The 12,486-nt window shown below is 68.8% G+C and carries 6 protein-coding genes; 3 read left to right on the top strand and 3 right to left on the bottom strand.

What is annotated here, in order from left to right; genetic code table 11:
* Window positions 1-1,904, bottom strand: a 1,904-nt coding sequence (locus TY25_RS20280) for an AMP-binding protein (RefSeq protein WP_042258437.1), incomplete at its 3' end; no start/stop codon positions are given.
* Window positions 1,905-2,192: 288 nt separating this feature from the next.
* On the opposite strand from TY25_RS20280, the gene TY25_RS20275 reads away from it, so the two are divergent.
* From TY25_RS20275 to TY25_RS20265, 3 genes are all read left to right on the top strand, one after another.
* On the top strand, window positions 2,193-3,245 hold the full coding sequence (locus TY25_RS20275) for an alpha/beta hydrolase (RefSeq protein WP_042258362.1): 1,053 nt from the start codon (window positions 2,193-2,195) through the stop codon (window positions 3,243-3,245).
* Window positions 3,246-3,385: 140 nt separating this feature from the next.
* Window positions 3,386-4,066, top strand: a complete 681-nt coding sequence (locus TY25_RS20270) for a hypothetical protein (protein ID WP_042258356.1) — start codon at window positions 3,386-3,388, stop codon at window positions 4,064-4,066.
* 75 nt (window positions 4,067-4,141) lie between these two features.
* The gene (locus TY25_RS20265) at window positions 4,142-4,588 is read left to right on the top strand and encodes a nitroreductase family deazaflavin-dependent oxidoreductase (RefSeq protein ID WP_042258355.1); all 447 of its coding nucleotides are present in this window, start codon (window positions 4,142-4,144) and stop codon (window positions 4,586-4,588) included.
* A gap of 16 nt (window positions 4,589-4,604) precedes the next feature.
* Here the strand turns inward: TY25_RS20265 and TY25_RS20260 are convergent, their stop codons facing one another.
* Both TY25_RS20260 and TY25_RS20255 read right to left on the bottom strand, forming a co-directional pair.
* The gene (locus TY25_RS20260) at window positions 4,605-5,999 is read right to left on the bottom strand and encodes a condensation domain-containing protein (protein ID WP_042258354.1); all 1,395 of its coding nucleotides are present in this window, start codon (window positions 5,997-5,999) and stop codon (window positions 4,605-4,607) included.
* The gene (locus tag TY25_RS20255; RefSeq protein WP_042258435.1) at window positions 5,996-12,340 is read right to left on the bottom strand and encodes a type I polyketide synthase; all 6,345 of its coding nucleotides are present in this window, start codon (window positions 12,338-12,340) and stop codon (window positions 5,996-5,998) included. The genes TY25_RS20260 and TY25_RS20255 overlap by 4 nt, the downstream gene beginning before the upstream one ends.
* Window positions 12,341-12,486: the final 146 nt, after the last annotated feature.

Here is a 12,486-nt window from a genome sequence, read left to right as displayed (position 1 = left end):
CCGCGTTTCACCACGAACGCGGCGAGCCGCTGGCCGAATTCCTGATCCGGTACGCCGACCACGGCGACCTCGCTGACCTGTGGCAGATGCGCCAGAGCCTCCTCGACCGGGCGGGGGAAGACGTTCTCGCCGCCGGAGATGATCATCTCGTCGTCGCGTCCCGCGATGAAGAGCCGGCCCGCGACATCGAGGTAGCCGAGGTCGCCGGTGTCGAGCATGCCGTCGGCCTCGGTGGGCGGCGCGGAGTTCACGTAGCCGTCGAAGAGCATGTGGTTGCCGACGAAGATGTGCCCGGTGACGCCCAGCGGCACCGGGCGCTGATCGGGGCCGAGCACCGCGATGCGGGTGCCGAGCGGTGGCCTGCCCGCGGTGGTCGGCGCGGTGCGCAGATCGTCGGGGGTGGCGATGGTGGCCCACGAGACTTCGGTAGAACCGTAGACGTTGTAGAGGATGTCGCCGTAGACATCCATGAACTGCAGCACCGTCGCCCCGGCCAGCGGCGCGCCGCAGCTGACGACGGCACGCAGGCTCGCGGTGTCGTAGCGGTCGCGTACCGCGGCCGGGAGATCGAGGATGCGGTGCACCATGGTCGGCACCACGATCATGCTGGCGACGCGGTGCTCGGCGACCAGTCGCAGGCAGTCCTCGGCGTCGAAGCGCTCCGGCAGTACGACGGTCGCGCGCAAGGGTGTGCTGATCTGCAAACCGGCCAGGCCCCAGGTGTGGAAGAGCGGCGCGGGGATGAGCATCGGCTCCGCCATCGGCAGCGGAATCCGCGACAGCAACGCGGCGATGGTGCCGAAGCCCTTCGGTTCCGGGCGGCGCGCGCCTTTGGGGGTGCCGCTGGTGCCGGAGGTCAGCACGATCAGCCTGCCCGCGCGGTTCGGCAGCCGGAACGGGCGCTCGCCCTCGGCGATCAGATCGTCGAGGGTGGCCCGGCCCGGCACCGGCGGGCGGCCGTCGGTGTTGAAGCGCGGCAGGTCGGCGTGCAGATAGTGGACCAGCTGCTCGAGGTCGCCGTCGACGAACAGTGCGGCGAGCCGGTGGCGCTGCACGATGTCCTCGATCTGCCTGCCGGACAGGCCGACGTTCAACAGCGCCACGTCGACGCCGAGTTTGCCTGCGGCGACCATACATTCGACCATGCCGGCGTGGTTGCGGGCGAGCAGCCCGATGGTATCGCCGAAGCCGAGGTCGAGCGCGGCCAGCGCGCCGGCCAGTGCGCTTGTCCGCGTGTGCATCTCGGCGAAGGTGCGGGTGCCGGAATCGTCGATGATCGCGATCCGGTCCGGTGCGTACGCGGCCGCCGTCGCGTATCCGCCCGCCAGGTTGAAGCCCCACTTGGCAAGGGAGCGGGCCTGTTTGACCCCGGTCGCCAGGCTGCTGGTGCGCCCGACGCCGACGGTGACCATCTGCTTGGCGACGCTCACCTGCCTGCGCAGCGGCGAGTTCTCGGCATTGACCACCGTCGAGGTCCGCGCGCCGCGGATGACGTCCACCGCGCGCCGCAGGCCGGCGTTCACCCAGGACATCACCGCGGCGTTGGACCCCTCGGCGATCCCGGGATGCAGCCGGCCCGGGGCGAACACGGTGACGACGATCTTGGTGCGCTCCTCGTCACCGCGCAGGCGGACCGACACGAAACTGCCGGTGCCCGGGCACTGCAGTTCGAAGCTCTCGTACCAGCGGCGCACGGTGAGGCGCAGCTGATGGGTGCGGATGCCGGATTCGGCGGTGCCGATGCGCACCCGCACGATCCGGCTGTCCGGACTCTCCTCCACGAGCTCGCAGGCGCCGATTCCGGCGAACAACCGTGGATAGGTCTGCGGTTCCAGGAACAGATCCCACAGCGCTTTACGGGCGACCGGGAAGTCCGCCCCCACATCGATGACGTCGGTAACCAACTCACGCACTTCTCGTCGGCCGGTTCGAACAGCTCGGGGCCGGCGGGTGCCCCTCGATCCGCGGGTCACCCGTCGCGCCGATGCGTCAGCGAACCGGCAACCTGCAATCGCTCCCAGTATGGGGCTGATCTGCCCTGTTGCTCACCATTTACTCCTACATTGTGTGCGCTGCCCAACGGTGCACCGGCGACGATGTGAATCCACCCAATCCGCAACAGGATTGCGGCTCACGGTCCCGAAAGCGGCTTACCGTCGGGCTATTACCCCTGGTGGTGCGCGGAGGTGCGGATGGGCGGCGGGGACGGACGGGGCGGTCGCCGGATAGCTGCGGTGCTCGGCGTCGCGGTCGTGCTGTGCTCCGGCGGAGCGGCTTTCGCGGAGCCGTCGCAGTCGGTCGCGGCCCAGGCGTCGACGGCGGCGAACGGCTCGCGGCTGATCGACGTGCGGCCGGGGCCGGGACGCGTGCTCGACCTCACGGTGTACTCCGTGGCGATGCGCCGGGCGATCTCGGTCGAAGTGCTTCCGGCGGTGGATGTTTCGCAGCCCGCTCCGGTCTTGTATCTGCTCAACGGGATCGACGGCGGCGGCGAGCACGACCGGTGGCGCGACGGCGGGAACTGGCTGACCGAGACCGACGCCGAGCGATTCTTCGCCGATCAGCAGGTGACGGTGGTGATGCCGGTCGGCGGGGGCGGCAGCTTCTTCGCGGACTGGCGCGCCGATGATCCGATCCTCGGCAGGCAGCAGTGGACGACCTTCCTCACCGCGGAATTGCCCCCGATCATCGATTCGGCGTTCCGCGGCACCGGCGCTAATGCCGTTGCTGGGCCCTCGATGGCGAGTTCGGCGGTGTTCCGCTTGGCCCTGGCCGCACCCGGCCGTTTTCGCGCGATCGGTTCCTACAGCGGCTGTGTGCGCACCAGCGATCCGTTCGGGCAGACGATGGTCGATGCCGTGGTGCTCGGCAAGCAGGGCAACCCGCTGAACCTGTGGGGCCCGCCCACCGATCCCGCCTGGGCGGCCAATGATCCCTACCTGCACGCGGACCGGCTGCGCGGCACGACCATCTACGTATCGACGGGGAGCGGCCGTCCGGGGCCGCTCGACACGCTGGACGGACCCGGTATCGACGCGAATCCGCTGAAACTGCTGGATCAGCTCACGGTCGGCGGCCTGCTGGACGTCGTCGCGTCGGCCTGTACGGCGCAACTGCGTACCCGACTGCGAGAGTTGAATATTCCGGCGACGTTCGATCTGCGGGAGGGCACGCATTCCTGGGGCTATTGGCAGCAGGACCTGCACAACTCCTGGCCTGTGCTGCGTGCGGCGCTCGGCCCGTGACCGGACGACTTGTGCGGGCCCCATTTCGAGCCGCACTGATTTTGTGAGTCGTCGTAGCGCCGGTGAATTCGCGCCGAGTCCTCGGCCGGAACGCATTTGAATGGGGATCGAAGGTTTGTTCCGGCCACCAAGGAGGAAATGTGGGCGCCACGTTCCGTGATCCCGTGATTCCCGATGGCGAGAAGTCCGTCTACACCGGGGGAGTCGCCGATCAGCCATCGTCATTCGAGGTGACCAGCGTGGTGACGAGGACCGAACTCGATTACCACTCGACGCTCGAATTGCGGACCGGCGAGGCAGCGACGACGGTGACCGTCGAACAGCGGTTCAGCCGGGCGGGCGGCTGGTTGCGCGCGGCGGACTATCGGGCCGAAACGCGGTCGCGGGACGTCGTGGTGTCCCGTGAGGAAGCGCACTTCCTCGACACCACGCACCTGCAATTCGGCAGCGGCATAGCGCCTTTCCCGTCGGACGTGGTGCCGTTCCTCGGCGGCCTGACCTTGCTCCGGGGCTTGGACTTCTACGAGGGCGCGGAGTTGTCGCTGGACCTGTGGCTGGCCTTCTCGGTGCACTGGCCAGTGCTCGCGCGGGTGCAGAAGCAGACCACCGTCGAGGTGCCCGCGGGCCGCGTGCGCTGCTGGCCGGTGTATCTGCGGCCGGGCTTCGCGCACGTGAACACCATGCTGGACAAGATGATCGGCGGTTTCCTGCCCGCGTCCACCGCCCATTTCGAGGTGGACCCGCCGCACCGGCTGGTGCGGTTCGGCTTTCCGACCGAACCGGCCGCCGCCCCGCGCGGGGTGATGGAGTTGGTCGCCTAGCTTGCCCGGCGGATTCCCGGGTGCTCTTGTCCGGGTGCGTACCATGATCGGTACGCGACGACGGGGGTGCATGCGATGCCGTTCGAAGGCGAGTACGGGCCGAGCCCGGCGCAGTGGATACGCGAACAGGTCGAGCTGTACGAGAAGTCGGGCGGCACAGAGGGAACGACACTCTGGGATACCGGCCTGCCCGTCGTCATCGTCACCATGCGCGGCGGGCAGAGCGGCAAGATCCGCAAGATCCCGTTGATGCGCGTGGAGCACGAAGGGTGCTACGCCGCCGTGGCTTCCAAGGCCGGCTACCCGCGTCACCCGGTGTGGTACTTCAACCTCAAAGCCGATCCGCACGTCGAACTTCAGGACGGGGCGGCCCGCCAGGAGATGACGGCCCGCGAGGTCACGGGGGACGAGAAGGCCGAGTGGTGGGCGCGCGCGCTCGCCGCGTATCCGGCATACGCCGAATACCAGCAGCAGACCGAGCGAGTGATCCCGGTCTTCGTGCTGGAGCCCGGGCACCGATAGGCCACCGAGGCCAGGACTACGACGACCGCCCGGCCACCGCGGCGAAGATCGTCCGCATCGCCTCGACGTAGCGGCGAACGGAGTGGTGCGCCACCGGCGTACCCGGGTAGATGACGCTCAACGTCGTTTCCGACGGCATCCGGTTGATCCAGACGAGCACTTCCTCCGAGGCGGCCCGGTTGGCGAAGATGCCACCGTGCACCAGGTCGAAGAATTCGTGGCCGACGAAGTCGCGCGCGTCCACGAACGAGATCATCGGTGCAGCCCAGCCGGGCCGCACGCGGATGTCGGTGTCGGCGGGCAATAGTTCGAGTACGCGATGAAAGGGCGTGGGCGCGAGCCGGATACCGTTCTCATAGGCCCGCTGCGCGATCGCCACCACCCGGGTGAAGGTGGGGGTAGTGATCGGGAAGGCGACCGGTACCAGCGCGACATACCATCCCACCGAGGCCCGTTCGGCGGGGGTGGTGCGGGTACTGATCGGGGTCATGCCGAAGTAGTAGTCGCTGCCGGTGAGTTCGGCCTCGGCGAGGGCCGCCGCGGCGAATATCCCGCCTGCGAACTCGGCCCCGTGGCTGCGGCAGACCTGCTCGAACCGGCGTGCCTCGGCTTCGGTGAGCAGCGTGCTCGTGCGATGCGCGCTGCGGTTGTAACCATCGGTGCGTTTGCCGAGATCCAGGGGGAAGGAGGGCAATTCGCCGTCGTTGCCACGAATCAATTCCAGCCACTTCTGCACACCGGGCGAGGTGAGGCGCAGGCGGGCGGTGAGTTCGCGTTCGGCGCAACAGTATTCGAGGTAGCTGGCGGTGGGGTCGAGCAGGTCGCCGACCTGCCAGGCCTCCCGGGCGTAGAGGTAGGCCAGGTCGGCGCAGGACAGGTACTGGCCGAGGCCGTCGGTGTGCAGATGGTCCACCGCGAGGTAGACCGTGGTCGAATCGCCGTGCGCGATCGCGCCGAAGGAGAAGCAATCCCATTGGAACGGGCCGGGCGTCGTCTTCTGCACGTGCTCGCGGATGGCGGCCGCGTCGTCGAGTTCGCCGTAGTCGATCGGCGCGAAGTCGACTACTTCTTCGGGTACCAGGTGCCGCCGGACCGTGCCGTCGGGTTCGAGGGCGAACCAGGTGCGAAAGGTGTCATGGCGCAGCAGGAACGCGTTGATGCTGCGCGTCATCGCGGCGTAATCGAGTTCGCCCGTCGGTATTTCGGCGGTCACCAGGCACAGGCCCGAATAGCGGAAGTCCGCGGCCGCGTGCCGGTCGGCCAGCCGCAGGTACTCCTCCTGCTGGTGCGAGGGCGGCGCGGGATGCGCCGGGGCCGTGGCCGCCCGCGCCACGGCCGCCGGGGTGGCGACCCAGGTGACCAGTCGGCCGGGCGGCGGGTTCCATTCGTCGATCAGTCCGAGGTCGATCACGGCGCCGCCACCGGCTCGGGATTCGGTTGCGGCCGACCGGGTTCGGCGGCGAGTACGAGTTCGGCCACCTTGGGTCCGGCCTGTTCCAGGCTGAACGATCGGCCCATCTGCAAGGACATCAGGTCGATGCCCAGCGTCTTGGTGACCCGTGCGCCGAGTTCGACGGCCATCAGGGAATCCAGGCCGAGCTCGGGCACCGGCACCGTCATATCGATCGACTCCACCGGCACGCCCATCACCACGGCCAGTTCCGCGGCCATCTTGCGGGCGATGAACGGCCCGCGTTTGCTGTCGTCCAGTTCGACGAGTTCGGCGCGCAGGCGGGCCAATTCGGAGGTGTCCTTGGCCGAGGCCTTGGCCAGCTCGATCGTCCGGCCGGTGCGGGTCAGCTGTGGGAAGGTGCCGGTGAGTTTGGCCCAGTCGGTGGGGATGATGGCGGCGTTGGTGTCGCGCAGTCGCAGCGTCTGCTCCAGATACGCGGTGGCGTCGGCCATATCGATCGGGCCGAAGCCGACCAGGTCGAGATACTTGGTCGCGGTGGCGTCGGCGGCCATCCCGCCGGTCGCACCGGAGAGGTGACCCCAGCCGATGCACAGGGCTCGCTCGCCGGCTCTGGCCCATTCCTCGGCCAGCGCCTCGACCGCGACATTGGCCGCGCAGTAGTTGTATTGGCCGTAGATGCCGTACATCGAGCCGCCGGAGGAGTACAGCACGAACATGTCCAGCTCGATGCCCGCCTCGGTGACCGCGCGGTGCAGGGCGCGGGCGCCGTGCACCTTCGGCCGATACACCTGTGCCAGCTGCTCGGGCGTCATGAGCTCGATGCGGTTGTCGGACACCGCGCCCGCCGCATGGAACACCCCGCGCAGCGGGTGTTCGGCCGTGTGCGCCCGGGCGAGCACCGCGGCGACCGCCGCGGTGTCGGTGACATCGACGAGTGCCTCGATCACCTCGACGCCGACGGTCCGCCACGCCTCGAGCTGCCGCCGGGCCTCGTCGGTGCTCGCCCCGCTGCGGCCGAGCAGCACCAGCCTGCGCGCGCCGCGCAGCACCAGCCAGCGCCCGGTGGCCATGCCGAAACCGCCGAACCCGCCGGTGACGAGATAACTCGCGTGCTCGTGGATCTCGATATCGGGCAGGTAGGGCCGCACCGGCGGATGCGGCGCATCGATGCGCAACGCGATCCGAGCCAGTCCGGTCGAGCGGATGACCTCCTCGAAAGCCGTTCCCACCTCGTGGGTTTCGAACATCTTGTACGGCAGCGGCCGGTAGACGCCCGCCACGACCTGCTCGTACACCCGCTGCAGCAGGCCGGCCAGACGTTGTGGATGGACCGCGACCAGGCGGTCGAGATCCATCGAGTAATAGGCCACGTTCTTGTCGAAGTTGGCCAGCTCCAGCAGGCCACCGGTGTAGATATCGGCCTTGCCGACCTCGACGATGCGCCCGAATTCGGCTACGGCGGTGAAGTTCTGCCGCAAGATCTCCCCGGGAGCGCTGCTGAGCACCACCGCTGCGCCGACGCCGCCGGTCAGTGCGAGCACGTCGTCGACGAAGTCGAGCGAGCGCGAGTTCACCGCGTGATCCGCGCCGAGATCCAGGATGTGCCTGCGCCGTTCGTCGGTGCCGGCAGTGCCGATGATGCGCGCGCCCCGTGCCTTTGCGACCTGGATGGCGGCCGTGCCGACACCGCCGGCCGCGCCATGGATCAGGACCGTCTCGCCCGGCTCCAGCCGTGCCAGCTCCAGCAGGGCGTATTCGGCGGTCGCGAAAGCGATGGCACTGGTGCAATAACCGGGGTCGGTATCGGCAGGCAGGGGGATGACGAGTTGCCGGTCGATCAGGGCGAAGCGTCGCATCATGCCCTTCGCCGCGACCGCCACCAGATCGCCCACGCCGAGCCCGTCGACGCCGGGGCCGATACGCACCACCGTGCCGACGCCCTCCATGCCGGGAACGGTGCCGAAATAGGTTGGTGCCAGCTCTCTTTCGCCGAGCAGACCGATGACCTTGAGCGGATCCTTGTAATTCAGCCCGATGACCTGCATCCGCACCTCCACCTGCCCGGGTCCCGGTGCGCGGCGCGGGCATTCGCGCCAGGCCAGTGCCGAGAGCAGCCGGGTGCGGGGGAGTTCGAGCTCGAAGTTCGCCTCCGGATCGGTGAGCGGTGCGGCGGTGTCGTGCGCGGCGAGACGGTCCGGCAGCGGTTTGGTCACCACCGGAGCCCAGCGCTGACCGTCGCGCAGCAGCACTTCGTCGGTGTTGTCGTAGGAGAACGCGCCCGGTATCGCGAGTTCGGTGACGATCTCGGCGATACCGGTCTCCGGGGCCACATCGATCAGCCGCCAGCGCAACGAGGTCTGTTCGTTCAGCAGCACTCGCCGTGCCCCGGCCAGCGCGGATTGGTGCGAATCCGGCGCGATCGTGCTGTGCGGCACCGTGAACGCGCGCTCGGTGATCAGCGTGACGTGCACCGATCCGTCGCCGAAGACGGACTGCGGTGTCTGCTCCTCGGCCTTCGGATCGGCGAATTCGCGTACCGCGACGGCGATCCGCTGCAACGTCCGCAGATCCTCCAGATCATCGGTGCCCGAACCCGCAACCACGCACACGTGCAGCCGGGTGGATTCGTCTGTGCGGGCCTGCCGCAGCTGTTCGGCGAGCGTCGTTTCCAGATCCGATCCGGCGAGGTAGTGCCGCGCGCCCGGGATCGCGGCCGCCAACTGCTCGGCGCGAGTGCTGTTTCCGAGGGCGATCACAAGGGTCGTGGCCGTGCCGGCGTCCGGTAGTGCGGTCAGGTCGATGGGGTCGCGTCGCTCGATGGTTTCGCGGTAGTAGAACTCGGCCATCCGGTGCAGCGGATCGTCACCGGGCTTCAACGCGCCGATCTGGAGTCCGGTCAAACGCAGGACGAGATTGTGCTCCGCGTCGAGCACGTCGACGTCGGCGCGCAACCGCGCCTTGGGGTCACGGCGGGCGACCACCGTGGCCCGCTCGGGTATCGGGGCGAGCAACCGGACGGCGGCCACGCCGACGGGCACCATGACGCCCTCGTTGATCCGCTCGTCGGCGAAAAGCAGTGCCGCCGTTTGCATGGCGGCGTCCACCACCGCCGGGTGCGCGAGATGGCCGGAGTCCGCGGCGATCGTGCCGTCGACGGTGGCCACCGCCGTATCCCGGCCGACTCGCATGGAGGTGACCCGGCGGAACGACGGACCGTACTGGAGCCCGGCCGCGGCCAGCCCGGTGTAGAACATGTCCGGGTCGATGTCGATACCGACCTCGACCTCCGGAACGGTTGCCTTCGAGGGCAGGTGACTGCCGGTGAGGGTGCGCCCGAAGGCGTGCACGGTCCAGGCCGTTCCGGTCGCGTTGCGGGACCGGATCAGGAAGCGGCCGCTGGACTCCTCCACACTCAGCGCCATGAGCGGCACATCCGGTGCGGCCATGATCAATGGCGCGACGAAACGGACCTGTTCCAGCGCAACGCGTTTGACGCCGAGCCGGGTGGCCGTCGCACTGAGCGCCGCGTCCAGGTAGGCGGCGCCCGGCATGATCCGGACCCCGTTGACCACGTGATCGGCCAGCCACGGCAGCAATTCGGTGCCGACCTGGAGCAGCCAGTCCGCGCGACCCTCCACATCGGGATCACCGAGCATGGCGTAGGTGTCCGGGGAGCCGAGCCTGGCCTGCTCGAAAAGTGGCAGTGTCGAATGCAATCGGGTGCGCTGCCACGGGTAGCGGGGCAGTGGGACGTGTGCGGTCCGCGGACCGTCGGCCGGGAACAATTGTTCCGGTTCGAGCACCCCCGCGCTGTACAGGCCGATGAGGGTGCGGCGGATACTCACGGAATCGGCGGCCTTGCGATCGAGCGTCGGGACCGTGGTGCCGTGCACGTCGGCCTCGACCAGGGCCTCCCGAATGTTGCCGGACAACACCGGATGTGGGCCGACCTCGAGGAACACCCGGCTGCCCGCACCGATCGCCCGCACCACCGCGTCGTAGAAGCGCACCGGCTGACGGACGTTCGCACACCAGTATTCGGCGTCCCAGGTCCCCGAGCTGACGAGTTCGCCGGTCACCGTCGAATACAGCGGCACGGTGGGCTCTTTGGGTGCGAGGTCGGCGAGCTCGGTCCGCAGTTCGGCGAGGATCGGGTCCATCAACCGGCTGTGGTAAGGCACCTCCACCCGGAGCCGGCGCGCGAAAGCGGCTTCCTCGGTGAGCTTTTCCGCGATCTCGTCCAGGCGCTGCGGGTCGCCGGACAATGTGAGCGAGCTCGCGCTGTTGATCGCCGCGAGATCGACGCGCGGGTCGTCGGCGACGAGTGCGCGGGCCCGCTCGAGCGGCAGGCCGACGGCCAGCATGCCGCCGGAGCCCGCGGTGCTCGCCTGCAATCTGGCCCGATGGTAGGCGACCCGCACGGCCTCCCGCAGCGAGAGCATGCCGCTGACATAGGCCGCCGACACCTCGCCCACACTGTGGCCGATGATCGCGGCCGGGGTGATCCCGTACTGGGCCAGCTCGCTCACCAGCGCCACCTGAACCAGGAAGTTGGCCGGTTGCGCCACCTCGGTGCGCGAGACCCGCGACTCCGCTTCGGGCTGCAAGAGCGCGTCGATGATCGACCAGTCCGCCAGCTTGCCGAACTCGGCGTCGACGCGCGCCGCGGTCTCGGCGAAGATACCACCGGCACAAAGCAATTCGCGAGCCATGCCCCACCACTGCGGTCCCATGCCGGAGAACACGAACACCGGTTCGGGGATGCGGGCCGCGACCGTGCGCGCCGCGTCACGGCCCTCGCCCGCGGCGAACTGCCGCAGCTGGTGCCGCACGTCGTCGGAGTCGCCGATCAGCACGCCGGTGCGGAACTGGTGATGGGCCGAGCGTGTCCAGGCGGCCTCGGCCAACCGGTCCGGATCGGCGCCGGCGTCGAGCAGATCGGCGAAGCGGCCCGCGATGGCGCGCGCCGCGCCGGTGCTGCGGGCGGAGAGAGGCAGGATTCCGTAGTGCCGCGCGGCGGGCGCGGGGCCGGGGTGCACCGGTTGCGCGCGGTACTCCTGGAGGATCGCGTGCGCGTTGGTGCCGCCGTAGCCGAAGCCGTTGACCGCGATTGTCATCGGATCGGCATGCGGCGGCAGCGGTTCGGCGTCGACCTGGATGCGCAGGCCCAACTCGTCGAGCGGGATGTCCGGATTCGGCTTGTCGAGCCAGCCCTGCGGCGGAATCACCCGATGCCGAATGGCCAACGCCGCCTTGATGACGCTCGCGACGCCCGCCGCGGCTTCGGTGTGGCCCAAGGTCGCCTTGACCGAGCCGACGCCCAGCGGTCCGGTGCGGCCCGCCGGTGCGCCGAAAGCGCGGCCGAGCGCCCGCAATTCGACCGGGTCGCCGACCAGGGTGCCGGTGCCGTGCGCCTCCACGTAGGTGATCGCGTCCGGGGTCAGGCCCGCCCGGGTGCACACCGTACGGGCAAGGGCCTCTTGGGCATCCGCGTTCGGCACGGTGATCGCTGTGGTCCGGCCGTCCTGATTGGCGCCGGTGGCCTTGACCACGGCGTACACGCGGTCACCGTCGCGCACCGCGTCGTCGAGCTTCTTCAGCACCACCATGCCGGCACCCTCACCCCGGCCGTAACCGTCGGCGGCGGCATCGAAGGATTTGCACCGGCCGTCCGCGGCGAGGAAGCTGCCCTTGCACATCAGCACGAACGTCTCCGGCTGCAACATGACGTTCACGCCGCCGGCCACTGCGATGTGACAGTCGTCGTTGTCGAGGGCCTGGCAGGCGAGATGGAAGGCCACCAGCGACGACGAGCACGCGGTGTCGACCGTGAGCGCGGGACCGGTCAGGTTGAGCGCGTAGGCGATCCGGTTGGACAGCATGGTGTACGAGGCGCTGGCCGGGGTGTGCATATCGGTGTGGAACAGCGCCGGACCGACCACACCGATCACCGACTGGTCCACCACGAACCCGCCCACGTACACGCCGACCGGGGTCCCGGCGGTGCGACCCGCGAGTCCCGCGTCGTCGAGCGCCTCCCAGGTCACCTCGAGCAGCAGGCGCTGCTGCGGGTCGAGCACGGTCGCCTCGCGGGCCGAGATACCGAAGAAATCCGGATCGAACTCCCACGGGTCGATCGTCATGAACGCACCGTGCTTGGTGTAGCTACGGCCAGGCGTGCGGGGTTCGGGATCGTAGTACCGGCGATAGTCCCATCGGTCCGGTGGTACCTCGACCACGCCGTCCCTTTTGTCGAGTACGAAATCCCAGAATGTCTCGGGCGAATCGATCCCGCCCGCGTATCGGCAACCGATACCGACAATAGCGATATCCGACATGGAGGTCCTCCCGAATACGGCCATTCGTTATCGCCGGGCAATCGACGATACGTATAACAAAGTCCGACACAATAGTGAGCCTGGTCGAGTATATCGACGGCGAGTAGTGCTCTGAAACAGTCTGGAGATCGCTGCAAACAGGCGCG

The organism is Nocardia brasiliensis NBRC 14402 (assembly GCF_000308475.2).
Lineage (GTDB): Bacteria > Actinomycetota > Actinomycetes > Mycobacteriales > Mycobacteriaceae > Nocardia > Nocardia brasiliensis.
This window is presented reverse-complemented; position numbering and strand designations above follow the sequence as displayed.